At 45.0% G+C, this 17,046-nt stretch carries 8 protein-coding genes; 3 read left to right on the top strand and 5 right to left on the bottom strand.

All coding sequences use genetic code 11. From position 1 onward, the window contains the following. Positions 1-226: 226 nt before the first annotated feature. From AC5JPO_RS00975 to AC5JPO_RS00965, 3 genes are all read left to right on the top strand, one after another. Entirely contained in the window at positions 227-769 is a 543-nt protein-coding gene (locus tag AC5JPO_RS00975) for a redoxin domain-containing protein (protein WP_493853052.1), read from the top strand. Between the two features lie 244 nt (positions 770-1,013). After that, complete coding sequence (yihG, locus tag AC5JPO_RS00970; protein WP_493853051.1) at positions 1,014-1,976, top strand: 1-acylglycerol-3-phosphate O-acyltransferase, YihG family; 963 nt, start codon at positions 1,014-1,016, stop codon at positions 1,974-1,976. Positions 1,977-2,108: 132 nt separating this feature from the next. Continuing rightward, positions 2,109-2,933, top strand: a complete 825-nt coding sequence (locus AC5JPO_RS00965) for a hypothetical protein (RefSeq protein WP_493853050.1) — start codon at positions 2,109-2,111, stop codon at positions 2,931-2,933. A gap of 111 nt (positions 2,934-3,044) precedes the next feature. Here the strand turns inward: AC5JPO_RS00965 and AC5JPO_RS00960 are convergent, their stop codons facing one another. The 5 genes from AC5JPO_RS00960 to AC5JPO_RS00940 form a co-directional block, all read right to left on the bottom strand. Continuing rightward, positions 3,045-4,214, bottom strand: coding sequence for a beta-barrel domain-containing protein (locus tag AC5JPO_RS00960; RefSeq protein WP_319051487.1), 1,170 nt, complete (start codon positions 4,212-4,214; stop codon positions 3,045-3,047). Between the two features lie 2 nt (positions 4,215-4,216). Further along, positions 4,217-6,541, bottom strand: coding sequence for a type I secretion system permease/ATPase (locus tag AC5JPO_RS00955; RefSeq protein WP_493853049.1), 2,325 nt, complete (start codon positions 6,539-6,541; stop codon positions 4,217-4,219). A 67-nt stretch (positions 6,542-6,608) separates the two neighbouring features. Further along, a complete protein-coding gene (locus AC5JPO_RS00950; RefSeq protein WP_493853048.1) occupies positions 6,609-8,150 on the bottom strand; it encodes a TolC family protein in 1,542 nt (513 codons plus the stop codon). A gap of 645 nt (positions 8,151-8,795) precedes the next feature. Further along, positions 8,796-16,265 (bottom strand): Ig-like domain-containing protein, encoded by a 7,470-nt coding sequence (locus AC5JPO_RS00945; protein WP_493853047.1) that lies wholly within the window; start codon positions 16,263-16,265, stop codon positions 8,796-8,798. Positions 16,266-16,312: 47 nt separating this feature from the next. Then, on the bottom strand, positions 16,313-16,864 hold the full coding sequence (locus tag AC5JPO_RS00940) for a hypothetical protein (protein WP_493853046.1): 552 nt from the start codon (positions 16,862-16,864) through the stop codon (positions 16,313-16,315). Between the last annotated feature and the right edge of the window lie 182 nt (positions 16,865-17,046).

The raw sequence follows: 17,046 nt of genomic DNA, 5'->3' as shown, positions 1-17,046 counted from the left end.
CGGTATTTATATAGATTGTGTACTTATAGATTAAATATTATTTTTTAGAAATGAGTGTTCATCATTTCTACTCTTAATGTTGGTACCGTTAGGTACGGTTATAACGTGCTGTTGTAACGTACTGTAATAAATCAACATTTCATCCGTAGTGATTGTTAAAGTAAGTATTAAGTACAGTCACCTATAACATAATGACAATATCATAAAAACTGAAAAGGATAAAAATATGTCAGATAATTATGCTCAAAAAATAAAAGCCGGTGCCACTTTCCCTGAAATGAAAGTACAAGTACTCAATGGAGAGCTGACAGAACTTGGCAAACCTGAGAACGGTTATGACTGGAAATTAGTGGTTGTATACCGCGGTAAACACTGCCCTATCTGCACTAAGTATCTCAATACATTAGAGACTGTGCTACCATCATTTTATGACAACGGTGTCGATGTGATTGCTGTATCTGGCGATAGTAAAGAGCAGCTAGAAGGTCATTTAGAAGACTTAGATATCAGCTTCCCTATCGCCTATGGGTTAACTGTCGAGCAAATGAATACGCTCGGACTCTATATCTCTGATCCACGTTCAGCGAAAGAAACTGATCATCCATTCGCCGAGCCAGCCGTATTTGTCATAAACGGCGAAGGACAGATACAAATCGTTGATCTCTCAAATGCACCATTTTCTAGACCTGATCTCGAAGCGCTTGCGAACGGTTTGGTATTTGTTAGAAAACCAGAAAATAATTATCCTATTCGCGGTATGCATGTCTAATCAGTCCTACTCTGCATAGACGAAAAACATAGACAATAGCTTCTAAAAAGCGTATCAAGGTCATTCCTTGGTACGCTTTTTTACGTCAAAAATAACCTTTTTTACGAAAGTCACTGTTTATTATTTGTTGTTAACACTCGTGCACTGAGATTTATTTCTGCTAAAATTGATAACAACACTACCAATATCTTATCATTCAAATACTATTAACATCTCATCATCCGTATGAGCAAAAGGATCTACTATGCGATTGAAATCAATCATCCAAAAGCTACACGAACACGCCCCAATCTTGGGCAAAGCGGCATCTCTAACGACGGCAACAGGTGTCATTACTTTTAATAGTATGTTGGCAGGCCCGCCGGTATGGATCATGGGCGCAGCCAAGGCCATTACTGGAGCAGCTATCGCTGACAAAGCCGTCATCGATGTCACTAATTATTGGATCAATAGCAATAATGCCGTCATCGATAATGTATTGCCGCGCAAAGATTGGCGCATCAGCTTACCCGATGACGTACATACAGATGGTAAATACTTACTGGTCAGCAACCATCAGTCGTGGGTCGATACCAGTATCGTGCAATATATCAGTGAAAAGCGATTACCATTGACGCGCTTTTTTACTAAGTTTGAGCTTATATATATTCCCGTGATTGGTCAGGCTTTTTACTTTCTAGACTTTCCGATGATGCGTCGACATTCTAAAGAAGCCATCGCCAAAAACCCTGCGTTAAAGGGTAAAGATATTGAAGAAGCAAAACGCGCCTGCGCCTTACTAAAAGACAAGCCCTTTACGCTACTGAACTATCTAGAAGGCACCCGCTTTACGCCTAGCAAACGGGACAAACAAAACTCGCCTTATAAGCATCTACTAAAGCCGCGTGCTGGTGGATTGTCACTTGCTTTGAGTGCTTTGGGCTCAGAGATCGACGGCATGCTAGACATGACGATTGTCTATCCTGATGGCGTACCCACCTATAGTGACCTATGGAAAGGCAATATTAAACGTCTAGGCGTCGATGTCCGCCATATCGAGATACCAGAAGATCTATTTACGGCGATCAAAAACGGCGGTTACGAAACAGATGAAGCGATAAAAGCACAGATGTTTGATTGGGTTGAACAGGTATGGCACAAAAAAGATCAGCTTATTACAGAAATGCTGGCTGAATTTGAAACCAAAGACGCCATGCAAGATGCTTAAGCTAAAAACATTCTAGACTAAAATACTGCTAGGTTAAAAACAGAATAAACGCTCTATACCAATAATCTTTATTATTTGATAACCTCAAAGTAATCAGTGCAGGTACTAATATAAGATAGGTAGCGCTATATAATGATGAAATTTCGTGAAAAATGGTTTTGGGCATTAGCTCTTGCGGTACTGGTGCATGTGGGCATTTTTCTCGTTTTTTATTTCAATGCCAATCATGCTGATACGGCAGAAATGGCTGACAGTAGTATGAATACAGATCAGCCAGTCGCTATCAGCAGTACACCCTCAGCGCCTAATGATAAAATCTATACCACCACTGTCACTAGCACTAAAACGCTAGACAACGAAGGTAGCGGTACCGATAGTCGCGATAAGGTAGTAAACGTTGATATAGTAGAAAATGACGGCGTTGAGAATAGTAACGCTTCAAAAAATACTGCAAGTAACAGCAAACCTATCACCACCGCAGATAATGAAGATCCCAACTCACCTGAGGTATCTAATAGCAAGGCTAACGTTGCCAAACAATCTACCACTGCTAAACAGTCTATTACTACCACCGTAGAAGCACCGCAAAGAATCAGGCTTCCTGCCCAAAGAGAACAAACCCAAAGAAACCAACCTTTAGAAAACCAAGTAGACAACACTCCTCAATCTATACCCGCAAATTCTGAAAATAATATGGAGCAAGCAAAAAATAATGCAGGGTTACTAGATCGGGATATCCCCACACAAAAGAGCAATGTAAAAGTAGATAAAGACTATCTCTCAGCAAAATCTGAAGTGGAAGCAGTTAATGATCAGTTGAGTGCAGCCATCAACGAAGTCAAAAAACGCAATCAACAAAGAATCGATGAGCGGCAGCAATTAAGAAGTGAGGCAAATATTCAAGATAGCGAGATACCAATCAATCAGTCTAACCAAAACAGTAGAGGCTCTGAGTAACCATATGGTGAATACTTGAGACATCTAAGCGGTTACGTTCACATACAAAAACCCCTAGCGATTAACTAGGGGTTTTTGTATTGTTGTTAGTCATGATTTGATATGAATGAATTAGCGCTCACCTAGACCTTCTGACAATGTCTTGGTGATTGGCTTGGTTAGATATGATAATACGGTTCGTTCCATGGCTTTGATATCAACAGAAGCGGTCATACCCGGCTTAATAACAATCTCATCACCACGACCCTTAAATTCCGCACCATTGATCACAATAAGTACACGGTAATAAGGCTCTTCTCCTTTAGGCGTTTGCTCCATCAGGGTATCTGGGCTGATATAGTTGACCGTCCCTTCCATCGCACCAAAGATAGAGTAATCATAGGCATCGAGCTTAACCGTTGCTTCTTGACCTTCTTTGACATAAGCAATATCGGCAGGGCTGACCTTGGCATCGATGACCAAATCACTACTGGTCGGCAGAATTTGCATAATGACCTCACCTGGCTTGACGACACCGCCAATAGTAGTCACGTTAATATTTTTTATTTTACCTTCTGTTGGCGCCATTAGCCGCTTCTCTTCTAGCACTTGCGCCCGATCTCGTAACTGTTCAAGCTCGGTATCCAGCTCTTCTTGAGCTTTGGTCATTTCAGCCTGTGCTTCTTCAAAGTACTTATTACGCTTATTATTTATTTGCGCTTCAATATCAGCCACTTGACGACTTAGCTTGATGACGTCGGCCTGACTGACATCGCCATACTCTAGCAATGGCTCGTTCATACGCAGTTCTTGACGTGCCAGCACCAGCATTTTTTCAAGAGAAGAGACCTCTTCATTGATAGCTTGACGACGTCTATCGTATAGCGCTCTTTGGTTTTGGACATATTCAGGATACTGTTGCACCCCTTCAGGGAATACTAATGGCTTCTCAAAAATCTCAGCATTTAATCTTGCAAGCTTAGCCGTCAATGCTGCTGTTTTGGATGCCGAGTTATCAACAGCAGCTTTGGCGCGCTCCTCTTCTAGAACGACCAGTAACTGACCTGCCTTGACGTCTTCGCCTTCTGAGACAGCCAATTGTGTCAACACGCCGCCTTCTGATGCTTGAATTTCTTGGGTTCGAGCACTGGCGATGACGGTTGCTTGAGCACGCGTAACTTGATCAATCTTGGCAAATGATGCCCAAACTATCAAACAGATAATACCAACGAGTGCAATCCAAATACTCAATCTTGAACGATTAACCTTGGGCTTGGTGGGTGTGTACTTATACTCTGACATGCCTACTTCCCTTGATCATCTGTTGAGTTTTTGATTTTAGTCGGTTTTATACTGATGTTTCTAACTCTAGATGCTGCAGGTTTGGTGTTATCAGCATGCTCTGATGATGGTTGATTGGTTTTATGAATAATCTTGTCTTTTTGCTGTACGGTTGTCTTGTTTCTCGCTTGGTCGTTTTTTCGAAGCTCATCGAGTACCGCCTGTTTTGGACCGTCAATAATAATACGCTGGTTGTCCATAATAATGAGTCGGTCAACCAAATCTAGCAAGGCGGTTTTGTGAGTGGCGACGATAAATGTCTGCCCCTGTGTCAACTCCTGACGCAGGACCTGCAGGCAACGCTGTTCTTGTCGATTGTCCATAGACGCAGTCGGTTCATCCAATAAAAACACATCAGGCTTGGTCAATAATAAGCGCGTAAACGCAACCAGTTGTTTTTGTCCACCCGATAACCCTTTACCGCCTTCACTAATCGGTAAATCCAAACCGCTTGAGTGACTCGATACCAAATTGATGAGCCCTGTCCTATTCAACGTGTCTTGTAGAATGTCATCATTAGGTGCTGCCATACCGATTAGCAGGTTTTCGCGCAGCGTACCCTGAAAAAGTCGATGGTCTTGTTGCAAATAGCCCAAGCGTTCACTGAGGGTCTCTCGGCTGATTTGATGGATATCAAGACCGTCTAACAGCACACGCCCTTGAGTCGGCGCATACAGCCCTGCCAGTACTTTGAGCAAGGTAGATTTACCTGAACCGATAGGTCCAAGTATCGCGATACGTTCTCCTGGCTTGATAGAGAGCTGCGGAATGCTAATGGCTGGACGGTCGTTGTCTTTATAGTTGAATGCCAAATCATCACACTGATAAGCGCCTTTGATATGTGTGGGTGACAATGGGTAGGCAACGCCTTGATTGTCCTGCTCTAAGGCAAATAGACTCTCAATATTCAACTTGGCAGCTTTGGCATGAGCATACTGCACCAGTAAGTTGGGTATAGACATAACAGGCGCTAGCACTCTACCACCTAGGATCGAACAAGCAATCAATCCACCCATCGTCATGTCGCCTTGCATCACTACAAACGAGCCGACAATCACGATACCCACATAGCTGACTTGCTGCAACATCTGCGTGAAGTACGTTAAATTGTCATTGGCATGCTTCATATCCAAATCGTTTTTGATAGTGACGTTCATCACATCAAGCCAACGCGAGAGAAACTTCCAACTGCCCGCCCCCGCTTTTATGGTCTCAACACCTTCTACTGCTTCAACTAACAGACCTGTTTTATAATAAGAGGCAGTCGCACCTTCTGACGCTATGGCATCAATGCGTTTACGCGCAACCAGCCCCATCGTAATCGCAATGACTGCGGCCACCACTGGCACAACAGCTACTAGCGGCGATCCGATAAAAGCGATCAAACTGATAAAGATAATGGTCATCGGTAAGTCGACCAAACCAAACAGCGTGCTTGCCGTAAAAAAGCTGCGTACTTGCTCATAGCCGCGTAGCTGTGCAGCCATAGAGCCAACAGACCCTGGCATCTGGTCGATACGTACTTTTAATAATCGTTGGAATACTTCTCTAGATAAGTACTGATCAAGACCGACCACCACTTTGTCCATGATTCTCGATCGTGAGAATTTCATGAATGCTTCAAAGACAATGACTAAAAACACACCACTCGCCAAGATAATGAGGGTATATTCGCTACGAGTCGGTATGACCCGGTCATACACCTGCATCGAAAATAAAGAGACGGCTAGTGCCAACATATTAATCAAAAAGGTTGCAATAACAGCTTCAGCTAGAATGCCTTTATAGTTGCCCAAGTCAGACTTTAGTAAGTCAGAAAACGATGCTTTACGCTGCTTAATATGATCTTCTTTTAAACGAATCCGTAATACCAAAGCTAGCTCATCGACACGGGTATGTACCTGCTTTTCCGCTTGTCTAAAGTTCCAGCTTTTTTGCGGTGTTTGACCGTCGATGACGCCCCATCCCAAATCTGATCGATATGCCAATAGAGGCAAAAAGGCCGCGTCAGGCTGCTCTAATATCTCAGGGGTATCAGTAATACCAATCCCTTGTAACACAGCAATGACACCGCCCAGCTCATGAATGCTTTGACCTTGTCTGTCCGATTGCTCACTATGGCGCTTGACGACATCATGCAGACGGATATTGTCTACCGGATAGCCTTGCTGACCAAGTAAGTGCTTGATAGCCTCGGTCAGCGTTTCAGTCAGATCAACGTGCTCTGCGTGCTGCAACTCATTGTGACCAACAGACTGAGATGATGTCTTTTGTAATTGTGCACTCATATGAATCACTTATTTAATATTTTAGATGGTTGCGTATACAAGATATAACGTGCGCTTAAATGACTATCTAACGGTTTGTCATACTTCTTTGTTCCGTTATCGGCGTGATGCTGTAGTCATCATTCAGCATGAGATACTCGCCATCATTTAGTCCCTGCTCAGCAGTTGCAGGCAAACTAATCTCAATATACTCTTCTTCTACATCGTTTCTGCCATAACCAAACTCACGACTGGCGCTGCTTTTGTCTTGCTTATTGAACCACTGTTTTACAGAATCTACGGGATTGAACAAAGTCACAGGCTGACGGTTGTGAGAAAACTGCTGCCACTGCATGATACCAAAGTCTACTTGAAGACTATAAAATGCGCCCAACATCTCTGCTCGGGTCTGCACCAGCTGTACTTGATAATCATTGTGCTCACGTACGGCGTTAAGTACCTCAAGCCATGACTTACGACCTGCGATAAACTGTCTGCGATAAGAGTTGACCACAATCTGAGCGCCAGCTACAGCAGCCACCAGTGATGTCTCTCTGTCTTTTGCGCTGACGAACTGCTGATACTGTACTTGAATATTTTCTATCACGTTACGCCGCGATGCTTCTTGGTTTTGCACCAAACTGTTGACTTCTGCCTGTGATGCTCGTGCTAGTGCAAAGTTGGAAAACCCCGCACCTGGTTCATAGGTTAGCCCCAAAGAAAACTGCCCATCATTTTCATTATCTTCATGGTAATAAGCTTGCTCGTACTGAGCATAGACCGTTGGGTAGCGCGCTGCTTGTTGTGACTCAACCCCTTGCTTAGCAGATTCGATTTGATAGTGCTCTTTTACAACAGTAGGATTGTAGAATCCCGCCCTATCAAAAGCCATTCTCTCAAAATCAACAGATTGACGCTTGGCCTGCTCGACCAATACTTTGATATTCGGTATGCTCGTCACGCTCATTTGAGACAACGGCTGACCAATAATTTGCTCGAGCCGAGCAGCGGCAATACGTTGCTGCTCAACTGCTGCTTGATAAGACGTCTGCTCTTGCAAAATCCGGTTCGTCACTAGGTCAAGCTCAATACGGGCTGATACACCCTGACCAACACGGCGCTGCATCATAGCCTCAAAATCACCAAGCTCTTCTAGATTCTCAACATGGACACTTTGTGTGGCGACAGCTTGTATATAGCTCTGCCAAGCACCGATCGTCGTTTTGGCCACCGAGTTTTGCTGCTCATAGATATATTCTACAGCAGCTTTGTCATCAAATATGGCTTGATTCACATCTGCTGTAAGTTTACCACCCGTCCATAGAGGCTGACGGAGAGTCACCTGTGAGACAAAGTCATTGTCTCTGTCATAGCCTGAGCTAACGCTTGGTGTCGGTAAAAGGTTTAATTTAGCTGCGTTGATACCTTCAGTCGTTGCTTGTTGACTGGCGCGGGCTGATCCTACCAGCGGATGAGTTTGAATCGCTTGCGCGACCAGACTGTTGATTTGAAAATCCTCTACTGCTGCTTGGGCCGTCATGGTAAAACACATGCTCGTTATTAGAACAGTCATAAGATGATGCACTGCATGACGGCTGGTTAACTGTTTTATATTTGGCGATTTTTTCATATTAGTTTTCAATGAACGCTCTTATTGATATGCTCTTGAAGAAGTATATAACATCTATGCACTAAACCTTACTAGACCTTAGTCTATAAGGCAACAATTCATATGCGATATCAGATGAAACTTTCTGAGCTTTCCATACATATATAAAGCTAAGTCATACCTGGTTCTTTTTACTCAAACTTACCTTTTTCATTGTGTTCACTTTGCTCACCTAAGATAAGTACCACCTATTCTAAGTTTACAATCGTAAAGCCAACATCTCGCAATAGAAATACACCCAAAATGCCAGCTCTAGATTCCTTCTAAATTTATCAATATTTGTTGATAATGAATAATTCCTGATAAAGAATGTTCCACATCATCAATCCACAATCTAAACAAATGGTGGCGTATACAAGATAGTCTGTGGCATCTTATAGAACATAACCATCTCTGGAAAGAAATAACCATTCATCAGTCAGATAGCCCTCTGTTCGTCCATATCTTAATTATGCCTTATGGTTTTTTACTTTCTTATTTAAAAACCAGGCTATTATATTTATTGCCTAATATACTTTACTCTATCTCAAAAATATCTATAAAAACGTCGTAAAAAACGCCTCCATTTTGGAAGCGTTCTGTGCATTAAAATAAGATCAGCCAGTCTTAGATGATATTGACGATGTCAGTATCAATATGAACCTGTGTCTCATTAGATGACTGCCATACGTTATACATCTCACCTTCTGAGGTAGTCTGTCCAGTATTGGTCCAACTATCACCTTCTAGATTGACTGTATCATCGTTATCACCTTTGACATAAATAGTAGCATCAACGTCTTTATCTGCTATATTTAAAGTATTCGCACCAATACCGCTAATATCAATGATATCAGGCTGCATCATGTCAGAGAGGCTAATGATTTGACCTGAACCTTCAAAGCTTAGAGTATCGATCCCTTCGCTCGAAGTGGTTAGTAGCGTATCAGGTAATTCTATAGTGTCATCGATGGCAAGTGTGAAACTTTCATCTAACGATATGCTCCGTGCAGCAAACGTTCCACTATTGGTACTGTAATCGAGCGTAAGATCCAGATTTGCAGTAGAAGACTCACCATTCTCTGCAGTGATCGTATACTCAAAGCTATCTACATCACCATAAGCGCCTGTAAATGTCGCGTCAGCAACATAATTATAACTACCGTCTGGATTGATAGTAAGTGTGCCATATATACCATCAATGGCACTACCACCAACCTCGACAGGCAAACCATCTACTAATGAGACAACGGTACCAGAAGTAATCGTATCTGCACCATCAGAACCTATGTCAGTAATAACATTTCCACCTATGAAAGCACTGACTGTATCAGGCGGCGTATAGTTGGTAACGACATCAGAGGTGGTACGGATAGTAAGGCTACTTAATAATGAAGCATCTAAAAGTCCGCTACTGTTACCTAGCGTCACATAATATGTGCCACCATCTTGAAACTCTGGTAAAACTAGATCATCTGCGCTCCACCTAGCGGGCAAGACACCTGAACCCTGAAGCCAATTCTCCTGCGTAAAGGTTAGCGTAGCCTCAGAGCTGTCTTCTTCTACTCGATAGACTAAAAGATCAAAATCATTATCTCCAAGAGCCAAGAGATCAAAAAGTCCACCTAGACTCAGTGTAGCAGACCCACTGCCATCAACGGTTACTTGGCGAGTGGTATTGTCAGCCATAGTGAACGACAGCGCGTTATCAACGCTCAGTAAATCTACGTCAATGGTATCTGCGAGCACGCCGATATTGAGAAGCCCTCCCACTTCAGTACTTTGTAAAGGTGCATTGGTGGTAGATGACTCAAAACCTATATCTAATGTCACCTCATTATCGAACGCTATTGGTACAGTCGTGTCAACAGTAATAGTAGCAGTCGCGGCGGTGCCCGTATTTCCAGCAGGGTCTGTTGCGGTAGCGCTCAATTGCTCAGCACCCTCACCCATTGCCCTTACTTCTGCCTCATCGACATTGATACTCCAGTCACCAGCTGCGTCGACAATAGCCGTACCTAAGATATTGTTTGAGCCGTCAGTCAGCGTAATTGTGTCGCCTGAAACCCCTGTACCTGTTACAGCAAAACTTGCTGCGGCTTCGGTACCATTAACGATGTTGTCACCAGCGATAGGCTCATCAATCGTTGGGGCCTCTGGTGGCGTCGTATCAACGACCGCATCAAGATTAATCACCAGCTCTGCTGTATCACTAATAACGCCATCAGAAACTGTATAAGTAAATGTCTCCGATTGACCTGACGACGCAAAATCACCATTTGCCGTATACGTATAGTCACCATTTTCATCAATAACTAAGACACCATACTGACCTTGTATCGTAAACACCGTTGTACCATCGACTACCGCAGAGGTAGGTTCCGATTGGCTATCATTACTGTCGATATCAGTCAGTACTGTATCCACCGTTACCGTATCTTCGCCCAACTCACCTGAGCTCGATACATCGGGATCAATCACATTACCAGTAATGACAGTATCATCGGCATAATCAAACTCAGTCACTGTCGCTGTAATATCTGTGGTTTCAAGTAGGGTTAGGGTATTGCTAAGAAGCACAGCAGTGATGTCATCAAGTAATGGATCTAAAACACCTAATCCTAATACATTATCTGCCAGTATATCTACTACAGCATCGAGACCTAAACCTTCATCCCCAGCTGCAGTTAATGCAATATTAAGAAGACCATTAACAGTGCCTCCTAAAACTGGACCTAATGCATTATTGATTGTGGTAAACACAACTTCTTGATTATCAGGACCCAGTACAACTCCTGCTTCACCCAACTCGGCTAAGGTAAGACCATTGACTAAAGCTCCTAAGGCGCTCTCACTATTTCGCACCACAATAGTATAGTTATCTGGTTCTAAACCAGAAACTGTCGCAGTCAATGTATCATTGCCAGTTAATCCCAATAACTCGATTCCAATAACATTACCTAACAATGGCTCACTACCAGTAGTGCCAACGTAAACAAGCTCATTGTTACTATTATAAACCTCTATATTAATTGCATCCGCTACTGCCACTAATGCCGTCTGACTAACTTCGATACTGACTGTACCATTTGTACCTGCACTCACAGTAAAGCCAAGACTGCTATCGGCACCACCAGTACCTTCAGCAACCCCCAAAACATCTAAATCAGATTCACTGATCGGATCATAGTACGTAACTTGCAACACTCCTAAATCAAGATCATCCAGATCATCACGGGCAGTAAAGGTCGTATTAAGATCGAATTCGACAGCAGCACTCGGAGCACTGACATTTTCATTTGAATCTGTCACCGTAGCAACTACCGTATAAGCACCATTATCACTGATACCATCAACGCCATTTGGAATCGTGATTTCAGCGATGCCATCTCCATCATTGACATCAAGGTCAGCTGCCGTCACTTCATATTCCACGGTAATAGGGTTACCAGCATCAGGCGTCACTGTTAAGGTCACCGTGTCGCCTACAACGGTGCCAGGTGGTAGGGTCACTTGGGTTTGAATGCCATCTGCAAACTCTTCCGCATTGACACCATCAAGTGCTTCAGGAATCAATACCGCAGGCACCGTAGTATCACCAACTGTAGCACTGTCGCTACCTATCGGACCAGCGTTCCCCGCCTGATCAGTCACATTCGCGTTAACTGTTAGTACTGCCCCTTGTGGTGGAACTTCAACCGCAAAGTTATACCCGTTGTCTAGCATGTCTTGAGTAATCAAAGTCGCCATACCATCGACCGTTACAATGTCATCAACCTCAGCGTTGTCTGGTAAGATCACAGTAACCTCAACCAACCCATCGTCGTTTAAGTCAAAGCCGTTAACTAAATCATCACCATTACCAATGATCACAGTTGGTTGACCTGGCGCCACGGTATCTACCGTAAAGCTCACCGCGTCACTTGGCACACTCACGTTACCAGCCGCATCGGTTACGGTGGCGGTCACACTATACTCACCATCGGCAGTGATGCCGTCATCCATATCATTTGGAATGGTCACGTCAACAATACCGTTACCAAGATTTGCATCAAGGTCATCTGCGGTCACGACATAGTCAACGGTGATCGGATCGCCACCAGCCAGAGTTACCGTCAAGGTCACTGTGTCGCCTGCAACCGTGCCAGATGGCAAGGTCACTTGGGTTTGAACGCCATCTGCAAACTCTGCGGCATTGACCCCATCATCTGCTTCATCATCAATGACCACGACTGGTGCTGCGATAGCGGCATCTGCTTCGCCGCCAGGCGCCACGGTATCTACCGTTATGGTGGTCGCAGGAGACGCGGCACTCACGTTACCGGCAGCATCGGTAATGGTGTAGCTGATGTCATAGGTGTCATCGGCAAGTGGGGTGTCAGGCGTTAGGGTGTTCCCTATTAAGGTGGCTGGTACGGCCTCGCCATCGACCAACAATGTCGGTGTGCCGTTAGCCAATTCACCATCTGGTATGACCACACCTGGGGTGTTGTCGTTGGTGATGCCATCATCAGGGATGGTTTCGGCAGGATCAAGCAAATCGCCATTGCCATCTACGTTGTCGGTGATGACTGGTGCTGCAAGCGGTGTGTCAGGCGCCACGGTATCTACCGTAAAGCTCACCGCGTCACTTGGCACACTCACGTTACCAGCCGCATCGGTTACGGTGGCGGTCACACTATACTCACCATCGGCAGTGATGCCGTCATCCATATCATTTGGAATGGTCACGTCAACAATACCGTTACCAAGATTTGCATCAAGGTCATCTGCGGTCACGACATAGTCAACGGTGATCGGATCGCCACCAGCCAGAGTTACCGTCAAGGTCACTGTGTCGCCTGCAACCGTGCCAGATGGCAAGGTCACTTGGGTTTGAACGCCATCTGCAAACTCTGCGGCATTGACCCCATCATCTGCTTCATCATCAATGACCACGACTGGTGCTGCGATAGCGGCATCTGCTTCGCCGCCAGGCGCCACGGTATCTACCGTAAAGCTCACCGCGTCACTTGGCACACTCACGTTACCAGCCGCGTCGGTTACGGTGGCGGTCACACTATACTCACCATCAGCGGTAATGCCGTCATCCATATCATTTGGAATGGTCACGTCAACAATACCGTTACCAAGATTTGCATCAAGGTCATCTGCGGTCACGACATAGTCAACGGTGATCGGATCGCCACCAGCCAGAGTTACCGTCAAGGTCACTGTGTCGCCTGCAACCGTGCCAGATGGCAAGGTCACTTGGGTTTGAACGCCATCTGCAAACTCTGCGGCATTGACCCCATCATCTGCTTCATCATCAATGACCACGACTGGTGCTGCGATAGCGGCATCTGCTTCGCCGCCAGGCGCCACGGTATCTACCGTAAAGCTCACCGCGTCACTTGGCACACTCACGTTACCAGCCGCGTCGGTTACGGTGGCGGTCACACTATACTCACCATCAGCGGTAATGCCGTCATCCATATCATTTGGAATGGTCACGTCAACAATACCGTTACCAAGATTTGCATCAAGGTCATCTGCGGTCACGACATAGTCAACGGTGATCGGATCGCCACCAGCCAGAGTTACCGTCAAGGTCACTGTGTCGCCTGCAACCGTGCCAGATGGCAAGGTCACTTGGGTTTGAACGCCATCTGCAAACTCTGTGGCATTGACCCCATCATCTGCTTCGTCGTCAATGACCACGACTGGTGCTGCGATAGCGGCATCTGCTTCGCCGCCAGGCGCCACGGTATCTACCGTAAAGCTCACCGCGTCACTTGGCACACTCACGTTACCAGCCGCATCGGTTACGGTGGCGGTCACACTATACTCACCATCGGCAGTGATGCCGTCATCCATATCATTTGGAATGGTCACGTCAACAATACCGTTACCAAGATTTGCATCAAGGTCATCTGCGGTCACGACATAGTCAACGGTGATCGGATCGCCACCAGCCAGAGTTACCGTCAAGGTCACTGTGTCGCCTGCAACCGTGCCAGATGGCAAGGTCACTTGGGTTTGAACGCCATCTGCAAACTCTGCGGCATTGACCCCATCATCTGCTTCATCATCAATGACCACGACTGGTGCTGCGATAGCGGCATCTGCTTCGCCGCCAGGCGCCACGGTATCTACCGTTATGGTGGTCGCAGGAGACGCGGCACTCACGTTACCGGCGGCATCTGTAATGGTGTAGCTGATGTCATAGGTGTCATCGGCAAGTGGGGTGTCAGGCGTTAGGGTGTTCCCTATTAAGGTGGCTGGTACGGCCTCGCCATCGACCAACAATGTCGGTGTGCCGTTAGCCAATTCACCATCTGGTATGACCACACCTGGGGTGTTGTCGTTGGTGATGCCATCATCAGGGATGGTTTCGGCAGGGGCAAGCAAATCGCCATTGCCATCTACGTTGTCGGTGATGACTGGCGCTGCAAGTGGTGTGTCAGGCGCTGTGGTGTCTCGAATAGCGTTGGCCGTTACAGCAGGGGAGATATTACCAGCCGTATCTTCGATTCTGACAGAAACCTCTAATGCAGCTCCTTCCTCTGGTGCAGATATTTCCACCTCAACATTACCAGCTTCAATATCGTCATTAGTCAAAACTTTTTCGACACCGTTGACAACCACGCTATAACCAACACTCGAACTCTCTGGCAAATCAACAATAACATCTACCTGATTGCCCTCTATCTCGTCAGCTGTGATAAAGGCATCTCCGTTACCGATAGCTACACCGTCTGGCGCTTCAGGCGCATCATCTGTGTCTCGAGTAGCATTAACTGTAACAGCCGTCGACTCGTTTCCAGCTATGTCTGTGATACTGGCAGTGACTTGCAGTGATTGACCTTCTAGTGGTGCATCAATAGTTACGGTTGCCATACCATTTACGATGTCATCATCGGTTATTAGCTGGTCGATACCATTAACAGTAACAGTGTCACCTACAGAAGCATTATCTGGTAAACCAATAGAGACAGTGACTTGATCATCACTAATCTCATCAGCGGTGATCAAGGCGTCACCATTACCAATATCAATACTTGGAGCATCAGGAGCAGTAGTGTCGGGGGCGTTTACTGGATCAGATTCTACTGAGGTATTACCTGCCGCATCGGTAGCAATGGCATTAATCGTCTCACCATTGGCAAGCGGTGTATCAAGAGTTACCTCGTAGGCACCTGTGGTAGCATCTGCTATTGCTGTACCAATAACATTGTCATCTGCATCTAAGATGTCTACGCGACTGCCAGGCTCAGCACTACCTGTGACGGTCGTACCATCGAAAGCATCAATACTTGGGGCATCAGGGGCGGTAGTGTCAGGAGCATTTATTGGATCAGACTCTGCTGAGGTATTACCTGCCGCATCGGTAGCAATGGCGTTAATCGTCTCACCATTGGCAAGCGGTGTATCAAGAGTTACCTCGTAGACACCTGTGGTAGCATCTGCTGCTCCCGTACCAATGATATTGTCATCTGCATCTAAGATATCTACGCGACTGCCAGGCTCAGCACTACCTGTAACGGTCGTACCGTCGAAAGCATCAATACTTGGGGCATCAGGGGCGGTAGTGTCTACTTCTGAATTATCATCGTTATTATTACTACTCCCTCCCCCTAAAGCTGCTGCTGCGACTCCTGCACCTGCTAGACCCAACAACCATGGTAACGCTGCAAACCCTTCAGCATCTGTTGCCCCTATCCACCAAGGACTGGAGTACGCATTTCCGCCCAGAGAGTGACTTTGCACCTCGCCTACCTGCATCTCAGTAACGTAGTCAGTCACGTCACCTGTATCAGGAAGGTAATAATAGTAATTTCCATTTCCAGCAGCACCGACGAGCGCGCTGTCAATATCGTAGAACCCTTCAATAATCAGATCAGGGTTCTGGCTATTATTCTCAAAAGAAACATGTAGGTCTTTATTCACACGCTTAGTGACTATATTGTTGGGCGCTCGTCCAGCTGCTACATCAAAAATCTCATAATTCGTTTTGTCAGTAGCTTGTATGACTGTGGGTATATTGTTTTGTGTGATCACAGTGTGTTCAGCAACTGTCCCTACTTGATTGTTGGCCTTAACGGTTATAGTTTTCATAGAATCATCCTTGATTAAAGAATTCTAAACTAGGTTGCAATCTAGAATCATAAGTGAATTTTGTTGTCCTTAATTTTTAATGGCGATAGCTGGATAATGGTTTGGAAGACATGCTCAGTATCACCAGTAGTGATTGACATAGCATTGATGCAACTCATGATACTGAAGTACATAGCCTCTATGTCATCTCGTTTTACTAAGATGTTGTCAGTATGAAATTGAAAGAGATTTGGCTTATGGCTTTTGGTTTCTTGGCTGTACGGTGTTTGACCATATACAGACTTGTGCAGAACGGTAAATGTATTACAGAGACCACCGATGATGGAGTGAGCCACATTTTTCAATAGCATGTTCTTATCAGGTGTTATGCGCTGGACGATAGAAGGCTTTACTTTGGGTAAGTAAACCTGCAAGTGCGGTGTTATACGAGGGATATATTGATGATCTTTGGAACGAAGAGCGATGTTATCGGTCACTATGCTAACTAACGTTAATGAAGGAGTAATGCTACAGGCAAACAGCATTCGAGCAGCCTTGATAATCTGGCAACCTACTAAATTGGCTGATTTAGCCGATAATAGTATGGTTATGCTGTTCATAGCAATTGACCTCCTATAGATAAATCACTTAATTTATTGACGTTTCATTTTTAAGATAAACTTCCAGAATCATTTTTTATTTGTAGCAAAATTACTAAAATGATCATTCTTGTTATAAAAAATATTAAGCCATAATTTTTATACTGTTGTTACCATATTAGCTTTTTATGTATATATATCAA

The organism is Psychrobacter sp. H25, assembly GCF_059076335.1.
This window is presented reverse-complemented; position numbering and strand designations above follow the sequence as displayed.

What these genes read in the sequence shown, in the direction of transcription:
- AC5JPO_RS00945 (WP_493853047.1), bottom strand. Translation starts at nt 16,265, where the DNA reads ATGAAAACTATAACCGTTAAGGCCAACAATCAAGTAGGGACAGTTGCT.
- AC5JPO_RS00965 (WP_493853050.1), top strand. Translation starts at nt 2,109, where the DNA reads ATGATGAAATTTCGTGAAAAATGGTTTTGGGCATTAGCTCTTGCGGTA.
- yihG (WP_493853051.1), top strand. Translation starts at nt 1,014, where the DNA reads ATGCGATTGAAATCAATCATCCAAAAGCTACACGAACACGCCCCAATC.
- AC5JPO_RS00955 (WP_493853049.1), bottom strand. Translation starts at nt 6,541, where the DNA reads ATGAGTGCACAATTACAAAAGACATCATCTCAGTCTGTTGGTCACAAT.
- AC5JPO_RS00975 (WP_493853052.1), top strand. Translation starts at nt 227, where the DNA reads ATGTCAGATAATTATGCTCAAAAAATAAAAGCCGGTGCCACTTTCCCT.
- AC5JPO_RS00950 (WP_493853048.1), bottom strand. Translation starts at nt 8,150, where the DNA reads ATGAAAAAATCGCCAAATATAAAACAGTTAACCAGCCGTCATGCAGTG.
- AC5JPO_RS00960 (WP_319051487.1), bottom strand. Translation starts at nt 4,214, where the DNA reads ATGTCAGAGTATAAGTACACACCCACCAAGCCCAAGGTTAATCGTTCA.
- AC5JPO_RS00940 (WP_493853046.1), bottom strand. Translation starts at nt 16,864, where the DNA reads ATGAACAGCATAACCATACTATTATCGGCTAAATCAGCCAATTTAGTA.